General features: G+C 74.8%; 16 protein-coding genes. 14 read left to right on the top strand and 2 right to left on the bottom strand.

Annotation, left to right across the window (positions count from 1 at the left end):
• Window positions 1-3: 3 nt before the first annotated feature.
• Entirely contained in the window at window positions 4-684 is a 681-nt protein-coding gene (locus tag ACGF5G_RS34135; RefSeq protein ID WP_393270768.1) for a response regulator, read from the bottom strand.
• A gap of 94 nt (window positions 685-778) precedes the next feature.
• Complete coding sequence (locus tag ACGF5G_RS34130) at window positions 779-1,357, bottom strand: hypothetical protein (RefSeq protein WP_393270766.1); 579 nt, start codon at window positions 1,355-1,357, stop codon at window positions 779-781.
• A 343-nt stretch (window positions 1,358-1,700) separates the two neighbouring features.
• Here ACGF5G_RS34130 and ACGF5G_RS34125 point away from each other — a divergent pair, with 343 nt between their 5' ends.
• From ACGF5G_RS34125 to ACGF5G_RS34060, 14 genes are all read left to right on the top strand, one after another.
• The gene (locus tag ACGF5G_RS34125) at window positions 1,701-2,120 is read left to right on the top strand and encodes an NUDIX domain-containing protein (protein ID WP_357463128.1); all 420 of its coding nucleotides are present in this window, start codon (window positions 1,701-1,703) and stop codon (window positions 2,118-2,120) included.
• A 238-nt stretch (window positions 2,121-2,358) separates the two neighbouring features.
• On the top strand, window positions 2,359-3,549 hold the full coding sequence (locus ACGF5G_RS34120; protein WP_393270763.1) for a snapalysin family zinc-dependent metalloprotease: 1,191 nt from the start codon (window positions 2,359-2,361) through the stop codon (window positions 3,547-3,549).
• 145 nt (window positions 3,550-3,694) lie between these two features.
• Window positions 3,695-4,321, top strand: a complete 627-nt coding sequence (locus ACGF5G_RS34115) for a hypothetical protein (protein ID WP_393270760.1) — start codon at window positions 3,695-3,697, stop codon at window positions 4,319-4,321.
• A 218-nt stretch (window positions 4,322-4,539) separates the two neighbouring features.
• The gene (locus ACGF5G_RS34110; protein WP_393270759.1) at window positions 4,540-5,607 is read left to right on the top strand and encodes a LacI family DNA-binding transcriptional regulator; all 1,068 of its coding nucleotides are present in this window, start codon (window positions 4,540-4,542) and stop codon (window positions 5,605-5,607) included.
• Window positions 5,608-5,612: 5 nt separating this feature from the next.
• Entirely contained in the window at window positions 5,613-6,539 is a 927-nt protein-coding gene (locus ACGF5G_RS34105; protein WP_357463171.1) for a sugar ABC transporter permease, read from the top strand.
• Window positions 6,540-6,597: 58 nt separating this feature from the next.
• Window positions 6,598-7,437 (top strand): carbohydrate ABC transporter permease, encoded by an 840-nt coding sequence (locus ACGF5G_RS34100; RefSeq protein ID WP_357463140.1) that lies wholly within the window; start codon window positions 6,598-6,600, stop codon window positions 7,435-7,437.
• Between the two features lie 37 nt (window positions 7,438-7,474).
• Window positions 7,475-8,767 carry an ABC transporter substrate-binding protein gene (locus tag ACGF5G_RS34095; RefSeq protein WP_393270757.1) on the top strand — a complete coding sequence of 431 codons (1,293 nt, stop codon included), beginning with the start codon at window positions 7,475-7,477 and terminating at the stop codon, window positions 8,765-8,767.
• A 2-nt stretch (window positions 8,768-8,769) separates the two neighbouring features.
• Window positions 8,770-9,966, top strand: a complete 1,197-nt coding sequence (locus tag ACGF5G_RS34090; RefSeq protein WP_393270754.1) for an ADP-ribosylglycohydrolase family protein — start codon at window positions 8,770-8,772, stop codon at window positions 9,964-9,966.
• Complete coding sequence (locus ACGF5G_RS34085; protein ID WP_393270752.1) at window positions 9,963-11,357, top strand: ADP-ribosylglycohydrolase family protein; 1,395 nt, start codon at window positions 9,963-9,965, stop codon at window positions 11,355-11,357. Before ACGF5G_RS34090 ends, ACGF5G_RS34085 begins: the two co-directional genes overlap by 4 nt.
• Window positions 11,354-12,292, top strand: a complete 939-nt coding sequence (locus ACGF5G_RS34080; RefSeq protein WP_393270749.1) for a PfkB family carbohydrate kinase — start codon at window positions 11,354-11,356, stop codon at window positions 12,290-12,292. Before ACGF5G_RS34085 ends, ACGF5G_RS34080 begins: the two co-directional genes overlap by 4 nt.
• Window positions 12,289-14,238 (top strand): SUMF1/EgtB/PvdO family nonheme iron enzyme, encoded by a 1,950-nt coding sequence (locus ACGF5G_RS34075; RefSeq protein WP_393270746.1) that lies wholly within the window; start codon window positions 12,289-12,291, stop codon window positions 14,236-14,238. The genes ACGF5G_RS34080 and ACGF5G_RS34075 overlap by 4 nt, the downstream gene beginning before the upstream one ends.
• A 4-nt stretch (window positions 14,239-14,242) precedes the next feature.
• On the top strand, window positions 14,243-16,408 hold the full coding sequence (locus tag ACGF5G_RS34070; protein ID WP_393270743.1) for an alpha/beta hydrolase-fold protein: 2,166 nt from the start codon (window positions 14,243-14,245) through the stop codon (window positions 16,406-16,408).
• The gene (locus ACGF5G_RS34065; protein WP_393270741.1) at window positions 16,405-17,622 is read left to right on the top strand and encodes a CaiB/BaiF CoA transferase family protein; all 1,218 of its coding nucleotides are present in this window, start codon (window positions 16,405-16,407) and stop codon (window positions 17,620-17,622) included. The genes ACGF5G_RS34070 and ACGF5G_RS34065 overlap by 4 nt, the downstream gene beginning before the upstream one ends.
• Window positions 17,623-18,444: an HpcH/HpaI aldolase/citrate lyase family protein gene (locus tag ACGF5G_RS34060; RefSeq protein ID WP_393270739.1), complete on the top strand. Its 822-nt coding sequence runs from the start codon at window positions 17,623-17,625 to the stop codon at window positions 18,442-18,444.
• Window positions 18,445-18,566 lie beyond the last annotated feature (122 nt).

Below are 18,566 nucleotides of genomic sequence, written 5' to 3'. Positions count from 1 at the left end.
CCCTCAGCCCGGCGACAGCTTGTAGCCGGCCCCGCGCACCGTCCGCAGGAGCCGGGGGTGCGCGGGATCGTCCTCGATCTTGGCGCGCAGCCGCTGCACCGCCACGTCGACCAGCCGGGAGTCGCCGAGGTAGCCGTGCTGCCACACCCGCTCCAGCAGCACCTCCCGGGTGAAGACCTGGCCGGGGCGGCGGGCGAGTTCGCGCAGCAGGCGGAACTCGGTGGCGGTCAGCGCCACCTCCCGGCCGGCCTTGCGGACGACGAAGCCGCCCGGGTCGATCTCCAACCCGGCGACCTCGATGACGGCGGCGGCGACGGGGGCGCCCGCCCGGCGCAGCGCCGACCGGACCCGGGCCACCAGCTCGGGCAGGTCGAACGGCTTGCGCAGGTAGTCGTCGGCGCCGCACTCGAGGCCGACGACGACGTCCACGGTGTCGGTGCGCGCGGTCAGCATCAGGATGGGTACGCCGCTGGTGCGCCGGATCTCCCGGCAGATCTCGATGCCGTCCAGGCCGGGCAGCATGACGTCGAGCACGATCAGGTCGGGCGGCCGGGCACGCCACGCCGCCAGCGCCTCCCGCCCGTCGACCGCGGTGTCGACCCGGAAACCGGCGCGGCGCAGCCCGAGTGCGGTGACCTCCCGGATGGAGGCATCGTCCTCGACGACCAGCACACGGCCCTCCACCAGCCGAGGGTAGCCCCGCGCCGGCCCGCGCCGACCTGGCGGAACGGACGGTGTCGGGGGCCCGGCCGGCGCCGGACCCCCGGTTCCGCGGCGGTCACTGCTGCCACTGGTGTGCCACGTCGAGCACGATCCGGCTGTGTGTGCCCGGGCCGGTCAGCACGAACACCCGGAACGGCAGGCGGGCCCGTACGCCGACCGCGAAGGTGGTGTAGCCCTCGAAGCTGCCGCCGAAGACCACGTCCCGCAGCGTCCGGTGGCGAAGCACGTTCGCGGCGTGCTCGCCGACCTGGTAGGGCACGGTGCCGACGTGCGCGTCGTCGTGCGCCGGGGCCCGCAGCGAGACCCGCAGCAGTTCGTCGCCGGCGGTGTACGGCGACAGCGGCAGGCCCTCGCCCTCGGTCCACGTCTCGCCGTAGCCGACCGTGTAGCCGGTGACCGGGCCGGCGAACTCGAACACCACCCGGTCGAAGCAGTCGTGCCGCCCGGTGCGCACGTCGACCAGTGGCGCGCTGCTCGGCGTGCCGGCCGATTTCTCCGCGCTGCCCCAGGTGATCCCGCAGTACGGCGATCCGGTCGCCGCCGCCGTCGTGGTCGCCGCCGTGCCGGTGCCGGCGCCGGCCACCAGGGCGGCGAGCACCACGACCAGGGCCGTCAGTCCACTTCTGATCCGCATCGTCCTCTCCCGTTCTTCCGTTTCCCGGTCGGTGCCCGGCCTCGTCGCCGGGGTCGTCGGGTCCACGGTGGAACGCCCCCACGGCAGCAGCTTCGCCGTGCGGTAACGCCCGCGTAACAGCTCGTGTCCGCGGCGCTGCCGCGCGATCGGGCGGTGCCGACCTCGACCACGGGACCGGCCGACTGGTGCGGGCTGAGCCCGGGTACGGTGTCGGCGCACCTCGGGGGCGCTGCGCGACGCGGGGCTGGTGGGCGCCCACCGCGCCGGCCGCTTCGTGCGGCACGCGCGGACCACCGCCGCCGAGGTGCTGACTGCCACCCCGACTCTTCGGAAGGGACCACCGATGACCGGCCGTACGCCGAAGGTCTCCTGCGTCTTCGTCTGCCACGACGGCGCGGGCCGGCTGCTGCTGGCCCGGCGCGCGGCCGGTGCCCGGGACGAGCCGGGGGCCTGGGACACCGGCGCCGGGGCGCTGGAGTTCGGCGAGAGCTTCGAGGCGGCGGTCGTCCGCGAGGTCACCGAGGAGTACGCGGCCACGCCACGGTCGGTCTCCCTGCTCGGCGTGCGCAACGTGCTGCGCGACGACCCGCCCTCGCACTGGGTGGCGGTGCTCTTCGCGGTCCGGGTGGACCCGGCGGAGGTGGCCATCGGTGAGCCGCACAAGTTCGACCGGATCGGCTGGTTCACCCGCGATGCCCTGCCCGCGCCGCTGCACTCGCAGCTGCCGGCCACCCTGGCGATGCTTCCCGACCCGCTGCCCTGACCGGCGCGTCCGCCCGCCCGCCGCCGTCGGCGCTCACCCGTGTGTCGCTCGCCGTCGTCCCCGGGGCGGCGGGCCGGCGGTGGACGGAGGTGCCCCTCGACCTGGCCTGGCGGTGCACGGGCGGGGGCGCCGGTATGACGGTTCCGTTATGCCCCATATCGACGACCCTCGTTCTAACATTCACGTACATCGATGACCGGCGGTGGCACGCCGCCGGACAACCGCAGGGAGTGCGTGTATGTTCCGACGACAACTGCTGCGCACGGCGGGCGCCGTGCTGGCGGCGGTCCTGGCCGCAACCGGAATGCAGGTCGCCACCGACGCCAGCGCGTCCGCCGCCGCCCGGACCGTCTACTACGACGCGAGCCGGGCCGGCGAGTTCCGCACCAACTTCGACCAGGCCGCAGCCATCTGGAACAGCCAGGTCAGCAACGTCCAACTGGTGGCCCGCACGCCGGGCAACGTCACCATCTACGTCGACAGCGGCTGGCCGCGGGCGCAGGTCACCGGGCTCGGCTCCGGCCGGATCTGGATGGGCTGGACCGCCGTCAACCAGGGGTACGACCGCACCCGCATCGCCAGCCACGAGCTGGGCCACATCCTCGGCCTGCCGGACCGGCGCACCGGGCTGTGTTCCGACCTGATGTCCGGCAGCAGCGCCCCGGTCTCCTGCCGCAACGCGTACCCGAGCGCCACCGAGGCGTCCCGGGTGAACTCGCTGTTCGCCGGCGGCCTGGCCGCGTCCGCGGTGCCCACCGGCACGTACTCGTGGAACGACGGCGACGACATCGAGCCGTACGTCGTCGGCGGCCGGCCGGCCACCGAGAACTACCCGTGGATGGTGTACGTCTCCGGCTGCACCGGCACGCTGATCAAGGCCAACTGGGCGGTCACCGCCCGGCACTGCTCGACGCCGTCCTCGGTGCGGGTGGGCAGCATCTACCGCAACAGCGGCGGCACGGTCGTCTCCGTGATCCGCGCGGTCAGCCACCCCAGCGTCGACGTGAAGCTGCTGCAACTGTCCGGCTCGGTCGGCTACGCCCCGGCGCCGATCCCCGGCACCTCGGGCGCGGTCGGCACCGCCACCCGGATCATCGGCTGGGGTCAGACCTGCCCGACCCCCGGCTGCGGCGGCGCCCCGACCGTCGCGTACGAACTGGACACCTCGATCGTGTCGGACAGCCGCTGCATCGGCATCAACGGCCCGTACGAGATCTGCACCAACAACACCAACGGCAACTCGGGCGCCTGCTACGGCGACTCGGGCGGCCCGCAGGTACGCCGGATCAACGGGGTGTGGAACCTGATCGGCGCCACCAGCCGGTCCGGCAACAACAACTCCACCTGCGCCACCGGCCCGTCCATCTACGTCGACCTGCCGTCCATCCGATCCTGGATCAACACCCAGGTCGGCGGTCTGCCGGTCTGACGAACCCGACCCGGGGGACGCCGTGCTCGGCGTCCCCCCGTCCGTCGTCGGCCGGGCCGCCGCGCCGGGGTGTCACGCGGCGACCACCCGCTGTGCGGTACCGTGCGTGACACATCGACCCCTTCCGAGGTGAACCATGTCCGGCGTGGCCGCACTCGCCCTGACCCTGGCGCTCGCTCCCGCGCCCACGCCGTCGGCCTCGGGCGGGCCCGTCGGCGACCTCCTCGGCGGTATCGGGCAGATCGTGGACGACCTGCTCACCGGAGGGGGTGGGACCACCCCGGGCGCCTCCCCGACGCCGGTCCCGTCCGGCTCGACCGCCCCGGCGTCGCCCCGCCCGTCGGCGGCGCCGGGCGCGCCGCGCCCGTCCACGTCGACCACCGCGTCCCCCCGCGCCGATTCGGCTCGGACGGCCGAGGGTCCGGGCGAGCGCAAGGCGGCGGTGCCCGCCCCGAACGGGCGGACCGGCACCTCGGGCGATGCGTCCACAGTCACTGCCCCGCCGCTGGACGGCGACGGGGATCCGGCGGTGCGTTGGCTTCTCTACGGCCTGGCGGCGACCGCCGTGGCCGTGCCGGTGCTGCTCGTCCTGCGCCGGCGTCGGCCCGCCGTCGCGCAGGTGGGCCCGGCCGGCGCGCCCGCGCCCACGCCCGATCCCGCCGGGGAACCCCTGGTCGACAACGTGACCCGGTTGCCGACGAACCTGAACGCCATCTACGAGCTGGGCCGACTCGACGAGCGGCTGAGCCAGGAGCGCCAACGCCGGTCCTGACGGACGCGCCGGCCCGCACGCAGCGTCGCCCCGTTTCCGTGCGGACCCGCACGCACCGTCGCCCCGTTCCGTGGACACCCCGGGTAGTCCGGCGATGACGCGCTGACCAGCGCGTCGCTCCTGTTGGAAACGTTTTCGTAACGGGCCCTTGACCTCCTCGCCACGCGCGGCGCAGACTCCCGGAAACGTTTACAGGAAACAGGTGGAGGTGCCGGGGCGTGGGTCGTAAACGTTTACCGGAGTCGGCCGACAGCCGGCCCACCGTCCACACCGTCGCGGCCCGCGCCGGTGTCTCCATCGCCTCCGCCTCCCGGGTGCTCAACGGCGTCGGCGGCAGCGAGGAGACCATCCGCAAGGTCCGCGCCGCGGCGGCGGAGGTCGGGTACGTGCCCAACGCCATCGCCCGGTCGTTGCAGTCCCAGCGCACCGGACTGGTCGCGCTCGCGGTCGAGGACATCGGCAACCCGGTCTACGTGTCGATGATGCGGGCCATCGAGGCGGTGGTGGCCGCGTCCGGGCGGCAGCTGCTGGTCCACGCCACCGGCGGGCAGATCGCCAACGAGACCGCACTGCTGCGCCGGCTGGCCAACCGCTACGTCGACGGCATGATCCTGTCGCCGATCCGAGTTACCGACGACCACCTCGCCGCGCTCGTGCAGAGTCCGGTGCCGGTGGTGGTGATCGGCCAGCTCGGCGCCGACGCGCCCGTCGACAACGTGCGTACCGACTCCCGGCGCGGCGTCGCGCTGGCCGTGGAGCACCTGGTGGCCAGCGGGCGGCGCCGGATCGGCTTCGTCAACGGCCCGCTGGACACCGTCCCCGGCGCCGCCCGCGACGCCGGCTTCCGCGCCGCCCTCGCCGCGCACGCCGTTCCCCTCGACGAACGCCTGGTCGAGGTCGGCGACTTCCAGTACGCGGCCGGCCGCGCGGCGACCGAACGGCTGCTCGCCCGGACCCGCCCGGACGCCCTGGTCTGCGCCAACGACCTGATCGCGGTCGGCGCGCTGCACGCGCTGCTGGCCGCCGGGCACCGGGTGCCCGAGGACGTGGCGGTGATCGGCATGGACGACACCGAGCTGGCCCAGATGATGTTCCCCCAACTGTCCAGCGTCTCGCTCGGCTCGGCCGAGCGCGGTCGACGGGCGGCCGAACTGCTGCTCCAGCGGATCGCCGACCCCGCCCTGCCGCCCCGCCGCGAGCAGGTGTCGCCCAGCCTCGTCGTCCGCGCCTCCAGCCGGGCCGCCGTGACCACCCCCCGTCCGTCCACGGAAGAGGTGCCGTCTTGACGACTGTGGCCGAGCGGCCGGACGTCGACCGGGCCGGAGCGGCCCGTCGGCACAGCCGGTCCCGCTCCGACCGGACCATGATCTACCTGCTGTTGCTCCCGTCGCTGCTGCCGATCCTGGTGCTGTCGGTCTTCCCCCTGGTACGCGGCATGTACCTCGGGTTCACCGACGCCCGGGCCGGGCGCAACGTGGAGGTCAGCTTCACCGGGTTGGCGAACTACCGCGAGCTGCTCGGCGACGAGCTGTTCTGGAACTCCTTCCAGGTCGGCCTGCTCTGGGCGTTCGGGGTGACCGTCCTGCAGTTCCTGCTGGCCCTCGGGCTCGCGCTGCTGCTGAACCAGCGGTTGCGCTTCCGGGGCGTGGCACGGGTGCTGGCCGTGGTGCCGTGGGCGATGCCACCGGTGGTGGTCGGCATCCTGTGGAAGCTGGTCTACCACCCGGACGCGGGCCTGCTGAACGAGTTCTTCCACCGCGTCGGCGCCGACGGCCTGCGGGCCAACTGGCTCGGCGACTTCGGCACCGCCCTGCCGGCGGTGATCATCGTCGGGGTGTGGGCGGGCATGCCGCAGACCACCGTCGTGCTCCTCGCCGGCCTGCAGGGGGTCGGCCGCGAGCTGCACGAGGCCGCCGCGGTGGACGGCGCCAGCACCTGGCACAGGTTCCGGCACGTCACGCTGCCCGCGCTGGCCCCGGTGATCGTGGCCATCACCTCGCTGGACTTCATCTGGAACTTCAACTCGTTCGGCCTGGTCTACGTGCTGACCGCCGGCGGGCCGGGCGGCAAGACCATGCTGCCGATGCTCTTCGCCTACGAGGAGGCGTTCCGCTACGGCAACTACGGCTACGCCGCCGCGCTCGGCAACGTGATGGTCGTGATCATCGTGGCGCTGCTCGCCGTGTATCTCCGTCGCCGGTTGAGGGAGGCGAACTAGTCGTGGTCAGTGCGAGGAGTGAGCTTGCGAGCCCCGCAGTCCGGATCGGAGGGCAGTGATGTTCGGAAAGCCGAGCCGCACCGGGCGGGCGTTGCAGTACGTCGCCCTGGCCGGCTACCTGGTCTTCCTCGGGTTCCCGCTGGTCTGGCTGGTCTCGACGGCCTTCAAGCCGCCCCGGGAGCTGGTCCAGCTGCACCCGACCCTGATCCCCGCCAACCCGACGGTGCAGAACTTCGTCCAGGCGTTCACCGAGCAGGAGTTGGGCCGGGCCGCGCTGAACAGCCTCCAGGTCTCGCTCGCCTCGGCCCTGCTCACCGTGCTGGTCGCGCTGCCCGCGTCGTACGCCCTGGCCCGGTTCCGCTCGAAGCTCGGCACCGCGGCCCTCGGCTGGGTGCTGCTGTCCCAGCTCTTCCCGTTCGTGCTGCTGATCATCCCGATCTTCCTGGTGCTGCGGCAGGTCGGGCTGGCCAACACGCACGCCGGGCTGGTGCTCATCTACGTGGTCTGGGCGCTGCCGTTCGCGCTGTGGATGCTGCAGGGCTTCGTCCGCAACATCCCGCGGGAACTGGAGGAGGCCGCCTCCGTCGACGGCGCCAGCCGCGTGCAGATCCTGCGGCGGGTGGTCTTCCCGCTGCTCGCCCCCGGCCTGGTCGCCACCGCGCTGTTCTCGTTCATCTCGGCCTGGAACGAGTTCTTCTTCGCCCTCGTGCTGATCAAGACCCCGGAGCTGGCCACCCTGCCGGTGGCGCTCGCCCGCTTCGTGGGCATCGAGGGCACCGCCCGCCTGGGCCCCCTCGCGGCCGGTTCGCTGCTGGCCACCCTGCCCAGCCTGATCTTCTTCGCGTTCATGCAACGCCGGCTCTCGTCCGGGTCGCTCGCCGGCGCGGTCAAGGGCTGACACCGTCCCCCACCCACCACCCAGGAGGTAACCCCCCATGCTCCGTACCAGATTCCGTCGACTCGCCGCGGCCGCCGCGGTCGCGGTCGTCGGCCTCGGCGCGCTCAGCGCGTGCGGCGACGGCGGCGACGACGAGTCCACGTCCGGCCCGGTCAAGCTGCGCTTCCTCAGCCTGGCCTGGCAGAAGGAGTCGCTCCAGGCCAACAAGGACCTGGTCGCCAAGTGGAACGCCGAGCACCCCGACATCCAGGTCGAGTACGTCCAGGGCGACTGGAACTCCGTCCACGACCAGCTGCTCACCTCCTTCGAGGGCGGCGACGCGGCCGACATCGTGCACTACGAGGCGTCCGCGATCGGCGAGTTCAGCAAGCAGGGCTACCTGGCCGACCTGTCCAAGCTCGTCTCCGACGACCTCAAGGGCCAGATCGACCAGGGCATCTGGGACACCGTCACCTACGACGGCAAGATCACCGGCGTGCCGTTCCTGCTGGAGTCGCAGGTCGTCATCGCCAACAAGAAGCTGCTCGACGCCGCCGGCATCGCGGTGCCGCCGGCCGACGGCGGCTGGACCTGGGACGAGTTCCAGGCCAACGCGCAGAAGCTCACCAAGCCGGGTCAGTACGGCGCGGCCTGGGCCCTCAAGTCGCCTACCAACCGCGTGCTGAACCTGGCGCTCAACTTCGACGGGAAGTTCTTCCACACCGACGGCGGCCGCACCGAGGTCAAGGTGGGCGACGCCGAGAAGGAGGTCCCGAAGCGTATCCACGACATGATCTACACCGCGAAGTCGGCCTCGCCGGAGGCGCTCGGGATGAGCGGCGCGGACACCCTGCCCGGCTTCTTCGGCGGCAAGTACGCGATGCTGCCCGGCTCGGTGTCGCTGCGTCAGCAGATGGTCGAGCAGGCGCCGGCCGGCTTCGAGTGGGTCACCCTGCCGCCGCTGAAGGGGTTGTCCGCGACCCACGCGGCGAACCCGCAGACGCTGTCCGTCAGTGAGGACTCCACGCACAAGAAGCAGGCCGCGCAGTTCCTGGAGTTCTTCCTCAACCCGACCAACATGGCCACCCTCGCCAAGGGCGACTGGCTGATCCCGACCGGCAAGCAGGCCAACGCGGAGCTGGTCAAGCTGACCGGCGGCAAGCAGGGCTGGGACGTGGCCGCCGACAGCGCCGCCGACCTGACCGTCGCGCCGTTCCAGAAGGCCGACGGCTACCCGGAGTGGAAGACCAAGTACGCCACCCCGGCCCTCCAGCAGTACTTCGCCAACAAGATCACCCTGGATCAGCTCGGCACGCAGCTGGTCGACGGTGGCAAGCAGGTTCTGAGGTAACCATGTCTCTCCTTCTCGACAAGTCGGTCGGATGTCTCGTCGGCGCCGCCGTGGGTGACGCCCTCGGCGGGGCGACCGAGACGGCACTTCCGGAGCAGATCCGCGCCCGCTTCGGCGGCTGGGTGGAGGGCATCGTGCCCCCGTACCACGCCGACTGGGCGACCGCGCGGCCACTCGCGCCGTACCACAAGGGCGACGGGCACATCACCGACGACACGTTGATGACCCACGCGCTGGTGCGGGCGTACGCGGCCAAGCGCGACCATCTCGACGCCTACGACGTGGTGGAACTGCTCGTCCCCGACCTGATCGAGCGGGTGGTGTACATCCCGGACCTGGAGCGCGAGGGGGTGACCTTCCACCGGCTCGCCGCCGCCGAGCGGTGGTTGGTCACCCGCCTGCACCACGCGCACGCCGACCCCCGCGAGGGCGGGGTGGGCAACATCGTCAACTGCGGCGCCGCCATGTACATGGCCCCGGTCGGCATCGTCAACGCGGGCGACCCGGCCGGGGCGTACGCCGAGGCGGTGGAGATCGCCGGAGCGCACCAGCACAGCTACGGGCGGGAGGCCGCGGCGGTCTTCGCCGCCGCGGTCGCCGCCGCCGCGACCCCCGGCGCGGGCGTCGACGACGTGGTCGCCGCCGCGCTGGACCTGGCCCGCGACGGCACCCGGGTGGCCATCGACGCGGTGGTCAAGGAGGCCCGGGGCCACCACGACTGGCGGGCCGCCATCGGCCCGCTGCGCGGTGCGGTCGCCCCCTTCGACACGGTGGGGGAGGAGTACCGCAGCCCGGGGCTGGGCGCCCGGCGGCCGAGCCGGCTGCACGCCATCGAGGAACTGCCGGTGGCGATCGGCATGCTGGTGGTGGCCGGTGGCGAGTTCCGCGACGCGGTGCTCGGCGCGGTCAACTACGGCCGGGACGCCGACTCGACCGCCACCATGGCGGCGGCGATCGCCGGGGCGCTCGGCGGCGCGGCGGCGGTGCCGGCGGAGTGGTCGGAGGCGGTCGCCATCGCCTCCCGCACCGACCTGGTCGCGCCCGCCCGGGTGCTCGCCGCGGTGGCCACGGAGGTCTTCGAGCGCGACCGGGAGCGCTTCGCCCGCCGTGCCGAGCGCTTCGCCGGCCTCGCCGACGGTCCGGCGCGGGGCACCGACCCCGCCGGGCCTGAGCAGGCGCCCGGGGAGTCGGGCCGGTGAGGATCACCTGGGTGCAGCCCGAGGACCTGCTGCCGCACGAGATCGCGGCCAGCCGGGACGAGGGGCGCGACGTCGGCGCGATCGCCGAGCAGTGGCGCGCGGCCGGCGGAAACCTCACCCCGCCGGTCAGCGGGGCGTCGCCCACGCCCGCGGCACCCCGGCTGCGGGCCCTCGCCACGCGGCTGCTCGACGAGGCCGACGCGCTGCCGGGAGCCGGCAGCCCCGACGAGCCCGAGGAGCTGGCCGCCGTCCGCGTCACCTGGCCGGCGGAGTGGTCGCTGCCCGCCGGCCCGGCCGCGTACGACCGGGTGCGCGGCGCGTGGCTCGGCCGGGCGGCCGGCTGCCTGCTCGGCAAGCCGGTCGAGAAGATCCCCCGCCACGGGATCCGGGAGATCCTCGTCGCCACCGGCCGCTGGCCGCTGCGCGACTGGTTCACCGCCCGGGGGCTGCCCGCCGACGTGGCGGCCCGCTGGCCGTGGAACCGGCGCAGCGCCCCGACCAGCCTGGCCGAGAACATCGACGGGATGCCCGAGGACGACGACCTGAACTTCGCGCTGCTGGCGCTGCGCGTGCTGGAGACGTACGGGCGGGACTTCACCAGCGCCGACGTGGCGCAGGCGTGGCTGGACTGGCTGCCCGGCGGGCGGGTCTTCACCGCCGAACGGGTGGCCTACCGCAACCTGCTGCTGGGGCTGGCCCCGCCGGACACGGCGCGGCGGCACAACCCGTTCCGGGAGTGGATCGGCGCCCAGATCCGCACCGACGTGTACGGCTGGGTCAACCCCGGGCGCCCCGACCTGGCCGCCGAGCTGGCCTGGCGCGACGCCACGGTCAGCCACGTCCGCGCCGGGGTGTACGGGGCGATGTGGGTCGCGGCCCTGGCCGCCGCCGCCACGGTGGCGGGCGACGTCGACGAGGTGCTCGACGCCGGCGAGGCGGTGCTGCCGCCGCGCAGCCGGTTCGCCGCCACGGTCCGGGAGGCGCGCGCCCTCGGCTCGCGCACGGACGACTGGGAGGCGGTGGTGGACGAGCTGTACGCCCGGCACGGCCACCTGCACTGGGTGCACGTGCGCAACAACGCCGCGCTGGTTGCCGCCGCCCTCGCGTACGGGCGGGGCGAGCTGGAGCGGTCGATCTGCGCGGTCGTCAGCGGCGGCTGGGACACCGACTCCACCGGGGCCACCGTCGGCGCGGTGACCGGGGCGCTGACCGGCGCGTCCGGGCTGCCCGAGCGTTGGGTCGGCCCGCTGCGCGGCCGGCTCGCCAGCAGCATCGCCGGATTCGACGGCATCGGCTTCGACGAACTGGCCGCCCGCACCGTCGCCCTCGCGACGCCGGGTGCCGCCGGGGCACCCGTCGGCGTCGCCACGACCGAGGGCGGGCCGGCGTGAGCGCGCGGGTGGTCGTGGTGGGCAGCGCCAACCTGGACCTGGTGGTCACCGCGCCGCACCTGCCCCGCCCCGGCGAGACGGTGCTCGGGGAGGACTTCCGGACCGTGCCCGGCGGCAAGGGCGCCAACCAGGCCGTCGCCGCCGCCCGGGCGGGCGCGCACTGCGCGTTCGTGGGCGCGGTCGGCGCCGACGAGTTCGGGCAGCAGCTGCGGGACAACCTGGTCGCCGCCGGGGTGGACGTGCGTGGCCTGCGTACCGTCCCCGGCCCCTCGGGGGTCGCCCTGATCGGGGTCGACCGGGCGGCGGAGAACTTCATCGTGGTCGCCCCCGGCGCGAACGCCGCGCTGACCGGCCTGGATGCCGCCGACGAGGCGGCGATCGGCGCGGCCGACGTGCTGCTGCTCCAGCTGGAGGTGCCGCTGCCGACCGTGCTGGAGGCCGCCGGCCGGGCCCGCGCCGCGGGCACCACGGTGGTGCTCAACGCCGCGCCGGCGGCGCCGTTGCCGGCGGACCTGCTCGGGCTGGTCGACGTGCTGGTCGTCAACGAGCACGAGGCGGCCGTCGTCGCCACGACGGCCCCCGACGAGCCGGGCGTCCTGCTCGACGCCCTGCTGGAGCTGGTGCCCCGGGTGGTGCTGACGCTCGGCGCGCGGGGTGCCGCGTACGCCGACCGGCGCGGTTCGCGACTGGAGATCCCGGCGCCGCGCATCGCGGCGGTGGACACCACCGCCGCCGGGGACGCCTTCACCGGCGCCCTCGCCGTCGGCTGGGCCGAACGCGGCGCCGCGCGCGACGCCGACGCCGTCGCCGCCGTCCTGCGCTGGGCCTGCGCGGCCGGCGCGGCGTGCGCGCAACGCCCCGGCGCGTCCACCGCGCTGCCCGACCGGGCCGCCATCGAGGACCTGTACGCCGCGACCTACCGAGGTGCCCCGTGAGCTTCAACCCCTACGTGCCGCGCCCCATCGACCGGCCGACGGAGGTCCCGCTGGGCGGGCACGCCGACCTGACCACGCTGGACGAGGCGAAGGTCTTCGCCGCCCCGGGCGACCCGGCCGACTGGCCGGCCTGGCGGGAGCAGCTCACCCGCTGGCGCGCCGACGCCCGTGCCCGCCTCGGCTACACCGGTGCGCACTACGACGAGATCCCCGGCGACTGCTTCAGCGTCTGCCTCGCCTGGCTGTGGGACGAGACGCTCTACGACCACGAGCGGGGCGTCTTCACCGTCGACGCGTTCCTCGACGCCGCCGAGCGGGACTTCGGGGGCTTCGACGGGATCGTCCTGTGGCACGCGTACCCGGTGATCGGGCTGGACGAACGCAACCAGTTCGACTACTACCGCGACGTCCCCGAGCTGCCCGAGGTGGTGCGCGCCTTCCAGCGGCGCGGGGTGCGGGTGTTCGTCGACTACAACCCGTGGGACACCGGCACCCGGCGCGAGGCCGGCACCGACGCGCAGGAGGTCGCCGCGCTGGCCGGCAAGCTCGGCGTCGACGGGGTCTTCCTCGACACCCTCAAGGAGGGCGCCGACGAGCTGCGCCGGGAGTTGGACGCCGTTCGCCCCGGCATCGTCCTCGAAGGCGAGAGCCGCGTGCCGCTGGCCCGCATCGCCGACCACGCGATGTCGTGGGCGCAGTGGTTCGCCGACTCCGAGGTCCCCGGCGTGCTGCGCGCCAAGTGGTTCGAGCGCCGGCACGTGCTGCACCACACCCGCCGCTGGCACCGCAGCCACCTCGACGAGCTGCACTCCGCCTGGCTCAACGGCTGCGGCGTGCTGGTCTGGGAGAGCGTGTTCGGCGTCTGGGTGGGCTGGAACGACCGGGACCGGGCCGTGCTGCGGGCGATGCGCCGGGTGCAGGCCAGCCACGCCGCGTGGCTGCGCGCCGAGGACTGGGTTCCGCTCGCCGACCACCCCGGCTCCGGCCAGGTGTACGCGTCCCGCTGGACGCACGACGGCGAGCCGCTGTGGACGGTGGTGAACCGGGGCGACGACCACGACGGGCCGTGGCTGCGTACCGCGCCGCGTCCCGGCCGGCGCTTCGTCGACCTGGTCACCGGCGCCGAACTGGCCGTCACCGCAGAGCCGGACGGCACGGTCGCCGTCGGTGGTCCGCTGCCGGCCGGGGCGGTCGCCGCGGTCGTCGCCACCGCCGACGCGTCGGTGCCGTCGCACCCGGCGGCGGTCGGCGACCCGTCCTTCCCGGCCCGGACGGCGCAGCGGCTGCGCGTGCCGTGGGCGCCCCGGCGCGACGTGCCCGACGGCATGGTGGCGGTCGACGGCGGACGACGGGAGCTGCTCGTACGCCACCGGGTGCGGGAGACCGGACTCTACGGCGAGACCCCGTACGTCGACGAGTGGAAGCCGCTGCCGCCCCGGCTGCACCACACCGGCACGCTGCGCCGCGCCGTCCGGCTCGGCCGGTTCGCCATCGACACCCACGAGGTCACCCACGGCCGGTACGCCGAGTTCCTGCGCGCCACCGGCCACCGGCCGGCGCGCCCCGAGCGGTTCACCGCCGGACAGGGCCCGGCCGACGCCCCGGTCACCGGCGTCGACCTCGCCGACGCCCGGGCCTACGCGGCCTGGGCCGGGCTGCGGCTGCCCACCGAGGACGAGTGGCAGGCGGCCGCCGAGGCGGGGCTGCTGCACCGCCGGGAACCGCTGGTGTGGAACCTGACCGAGAGCGAGCACTCCGACGGGCGGACCCGCTTCGTGATCCTCAAGGGTGGCGCCGCGTACCGGGCGGAGGGCTCCGACTGGTATCTCGACGGCGGCCCGCAACCGCCGGACGTGTCGGTGAAGCTGCTGCTGCTCGGCGCCGGCCTGACCCGATCCGACCAGGTCGGCTTCCGCTGCGCCGCCGACCTTCCCGCCGAGGAGTGACCCGATGAGAAGACGTTGGCGGATCGGCGGCGGCGTGGCCGCCGTGCTCCTCGTGTTCGGCCTGGCTGGCGCGGTGCCCGGCGCGGCCGGCGCGGAGCGTCTCCGGGCGGGCACGCTGACCACCGCCGCGGCGCCGTCCGCGGCGCTGGGCGCTCCGATCGACTACACGGTCTACCTGCCGCACGGCTACGGCGAGGCGACGGCGAGCCGCTACCCGGTGCTGTACCTGTTGCACGGGCGGGGCGACACCATGCAGGCGTGGACCCGGGTCAAGGCCGACCTGGACCGGCTGATCGCCGACGGCGACGTGCCGCCGGTGATCGCGGTGCTGCCCGACGCGCCGTGGAGCAGCCGCGGCAGCTGGTACGTCGACTCCGGGTACACCGGCGCGGACGATCCCGGCCGGCCGGTGGAGACCGCCCTCACCGGGGATCTGGTGCGGCACGTCGACGCCACCTACCGCACCGCGGCCCACCGGGGGGCGCGCCTGGTCGGCGGCTACTCGATGGGCGGCGCCGGTGCGCTGCGCTACGCCCTGGCCCACCAGGACCTGTTCGGCCACGCGCTGGTGCTCAGCCCGGCGGTGTACCGGCCGCTGCCGCCAGCCGACTCGTCGGCGCGCGAGTTCGGCGGCTTCGGCTCCGGCGGGCAGCGCTTCTCCGACGAGGTCTACCGGCGACTGAACTACCCGGCCCTGCTGCCGGGCCTGGACGCGGAGTCCCCGGTGCGGATGTACGTCGCGGTCGGCGACGACGAGTGGGCGAACCCCGACCCGGCCGACGCCGCCCACGACCTGGACTACGAGGCCGCCACCCTCTACAACACCGTGCGCCGCTCCGACGCGATCGCCGCGGAGTTCCGGGTGCTCGACGGGGGGCACGACTGGGACGTCTGGCGACCCGCCTTCGCGGACGGGCTGAGGCACCTGGCGGCGACGCTGAGCGTCACCCCGCCGGCCGGGCTGCCCGGGCCGCCGCACGGCACCGCGGGCACCGACTGGGCCGGCGGCGTGGCCGCCCACCCCGACGGCAGCACCACCCTCGGGTACGCCGCCTCCGGCCCGGTCGCCGGCCAGCCGTACGCCGGCGGGCTGGACGCCGTGGTCAGCCGCGTCACGGCCGGCGGGGCCCCGGCCTGGACGAGGCAGTTCGGCACGGCCGCCAACGACCGCCTCCACGGCGTGGTGCCGCTCGCCGACGGCGGGGTGGTCGCCGCCGGCTACACCCGCGGCGACCTGGACGGGACGCACCCGGGCAGCCCCGCCGACGACGGCTTCGTCGTCAGGTTGACCGGGACGGGGCAGCGGGCCTGGCTCACCCAGGCCGGCGACCCGGCCAAGGCCGACCGGTTCTACGCCGTCGCGGCGGCCCCCGACGGCGGCGCCTACGTCGCCGGCTACACCAGCGGCTCGTTCGCCGGGCAGAGCGGCGCCGGGGACAAGGACGCGATCCTGGCCCGCATCGCCCCGGACGGGCGGATCGCCTGGAGCCGGCAGTTCGGCGGTTCCGGCGAGGACAAGGCGTACGCGGTGACGGCCGACGCCGAGGGCGTGTACGTGGCCGGCGGCACCTCCGCCGGCCTGCCCGACACCACCGCGCTGGGCGGCAGCGACGGGTGGCTCGCCCGGTTCGACGCCAGCGGCACCCGCACGTGGGTGACCTCGGTGGGCGGCGCCGGCGACGACCTGCTCGGCGGCGTCGCGATCAGCGCCGACGGCCTCGTGGTCGCCACCGGCTCCACCGGCGGCGAGGCCACCGCCGGCGGCAGCGACGTGCTCACCGTGGCGTACACCGGTGCCGGCCGGCAGCGCTGGCGGACGGTGACCGGCGGGCGGGGCGCGGACGCGGGTGCGGACGTGGTGGCGCTGCCCGACGGTGCGGTCGCCGTGGTCGGCTTCACCGGCAGCGCGCTCGGCCTGCCGGTCGGCGGCGCGGACGTGCTGACCCTGCGGCTGGACGCGCGGGGCCGCCAGGCCGGGGTGGCCCAGTACGGCACCGCCCGCGACGACGCCGCCGACGCCTTCGGCGAGGAGAACGTCTACGCGACCCTCGGTGCCGACGGGCGGCTACTGGTCACCGGGCTCACCGCCGGGACCACGTCGGGCGGGGCGGCGCTCGGCAACGGCGACGTCTTCCTCGCCGCCGTCGATCCGACGAAAGGGACGCCTTGAACAGCCCAGCTGACGCCGGTGCCGACCGGACCCGCCCGCTCGACGGGGTGAAGGTGGTCGACCTGGCCACCCTCTTCGCCGGGCCGCTCGCGGCGGCGTTCCTCGGCGACTTCGGCGCCGACGTGGTCAAGGTGGAGCATCCGGCCAAGCCGGACCCGTCGCGGGGGCACGGCCCGGCGAAGGACGGCGTCGGGCTGTGGTGGAAGGTGCTCGGACGCAACAAGCGCACGATGACCCTGAACCTGTCCGACCCGCGGGGCGCCGAACTGCTGCGCCGCCTGCTCGCCGACGCGGACGTGCTGGTGGAGAACTTCCGCCCCGGCACCCTGGAACGGTGGGGGCTCGGCCCGGCCGAGCTGCACGAGGTCAACCCCCGGCTGGTGATCGCCCGGATCAGCGGCTTCGGTCAGGTCGGCCCGTACGCGCGGCGGCCGGGCTTCGGCACCCTCGCCGAGGCGATGAGCGGCTTCGCCGCCGCCACCGGCGAGCCGGACGGCCCGCCGACGCTGCCCCCGTTCGGGCTGGCCGACTCGGTCACCGCGCTCGCCGCCGCGTACGCGGTCATGCTGGCCCTGCGGGCCCGCGACCTCACCGGCGCCGGCCAGGTGGTGGACCTCGCCATCATCGAACCGATCATGGCGATGCTGGGCCCCCAGATCACCTGGTACGACCAGCTCGGCTACGTCCAGCCCCGGCTGGGCAACCGGTCCAACAACAACGCGCCGCGCAACACGTACCGCTGCGCCGACGGGCGCTGGGTGGCGGTGTCGACCAGCGCGCAGAGCATCGCCGAGCGGGTGCTGCGGCTGGTCGGCCGCCCGGAACTGGTGGACGAGCCGTGGTTCGCCACCGGCAGCGGCCGGGCCGCGCACGCCGACGAACTGGACGCCGCCGTGGGCGCCTGGGTCGCGCGGCGCGACCGGGACGAGGTGGTGGCCGCGTTCGAGGCCGCCGAGGCGGCCGTCGCCCCGGTCTACGACGTACGCGACATCCTCGCCGACCCGCAGTACGCCGCGCTCGGCACCGTCCGCACGGTCCCCGACGAGGAACTCGGTGAGGTACGGATGCAGAACGTGCCGTTCCGGCTCTCGGAGACGCCGGGGGACATCCGGCACGCCGGGCGCCGGCACGGCCAGGACACCGACGCGGTGTTGCGGTCGCTGGGCCTGACCGACGGCGAGTTGGCGGCACTGCGCGAGAAGGGGGTGATCTGAATGCTGCTGACCTGGCTCTACGTGCCGGGTGACCGGCCGGACCGGTTCGCCAAGGCGGTCGCCTCCGGCGCCGACGCGGTGATCCTCGACCTCGAGGACGCGGTGCTCGCCGACCGCAAGGCGTACGCGCGGCAGGCCGTCGCCGAGTTCCTCGGGCAGTCGCACCCCGTGGCGGTCCAGGTCCGGGTCAACGAGCTGACCGGCCCGGACGTCGACGCCGACCTGGCCGCGGTGGTCGGCCGCCCCGGGCTGGCGGGCCTGCGGCTGCCGAAGGTGGAGTCGGCGACCGCCGTCGCCGCCCTTGCCGCCCGGGTGGACACCCCGCTGCACCCGTTGGTCGAGTCGGCCCTCGGTCTGGAGGCCGCGTACGCCATCGCCACCGCCGCTCCCGCCGTGGCCTCGATCGGCCTCGGCGAGGCCGACCTGCGCTCCGACCTCGGCGTCGACGACGAGGCCGGTCTGGCGTGGGCGCGCGGCCGGATCGTGGTGGCGGCCCGCGCCGCCGCCCTGCCCCCGCCCGCCATGTCGGTGTACCCGAACGTGGCCGACGCCGACGGCCTGGCCGCCTCCTGCGCGGTGGGCCGGCGGCTCGGCTTCCTCGGCCGGGCGGCCATCCACCCGCGCCAGCTACCGGTGATTGCCGAGGCGTTCCGGCCGGCGGAGCGGGAGGTCGCGCGGGCCGAGGAACTGCTCGCCGCGGTGGCCGAGGCGCAGACCCGGGACTCCGGGACCGTGGTGCTGCCGGACGGCCGGTTCGCCGACCGGGCGATGGTGGCCGCCGCCCGTCGCACGGTCGACCTGGCCGCCCGCTACGCGGCCTGACCGGGCGTACGACGAGAGGGCCGGCCCCGTTCGGGGCCGGCCCTTGTCGTTGGTGGTGGTGGGATCAGGCGGCGTAGCCGCGGGTGGCGATCCAGTCGGCGAGGGCCTCGGTGGTGATCCAG

It is taken from the genome of Micromonospora sp. NPDC047730, from assembly GCF_043204765.1.
Taxonomy (GTDB): domain Bacteria; phylum Actinomycetota; class Actinomycetes; order Mycobacteriales; family Micromonosporaceae; genus Micromonospora.
The sequence above is the reverse complement of the archived record's forward strand: the minus strand, read 5'-3'. Positions and strand labels throughout refer to the sequence as shown.

Coding starts and splice junctions, on each gene's coding strand:
- ACGF5G_RS34100 (WP_357463140.1), top strand. CDS start 6,598: ATGTTCGGAAAGCCGAGCCGCACCGGGCGGGCGTTGCAGTACGTCGCC.
- ACGF5G_RS34070 (WP_393270743.1), top strand. CDS start 14,243: ATGAGAAGACGTTGGCGGATCGGCGGCGGCGTGGCCGCCGTGCTCCTC.
- ACGF5G_RS34130 (WP_393270766.1), bottom strand. CDS start 1,357: ATGCGGATCAGAAGTGGACTGACGGCCCTGGTCGTGGTGCTCGCCGCC.
- ACGF5G_RS34090 (WP_393270754.1), top strand. CDS start 8,770: ATGTCTCTCCTTCTCGACAAGTCGGTCGGATGTCTCGTCGGCGCCGCC.
- ACGF5G_RS34095 (WP_393270757.1), top strand. CDS start 7,475: ATGCTCCGTACCAGATTCCGTCGACTCGCCGCGGCCGCCGCGGTCGCG.
- ACGF5G_RS34060 (WP_393270739.1), top strand. CDS start 17,623: ATGCTGCTGACCTGGCTCTACGTGCCGGGTGACCGGCCGGACCGGTTC.
- ACGF5G_RS34120 (WP_393270763.1), top strand. CDS start 2,359: ATGTTCCGACGACAACTGCTGCGCACGGCGGGCGCCGTGCTGGCGGCG.
- ACGF5G_RS34125 (WP_357463128.1), top strand. CDS start 1,701: ATGACCGGCCGTACGCCGAAGGTCTCCTGCGTCTTCGTCTGCCACGAC.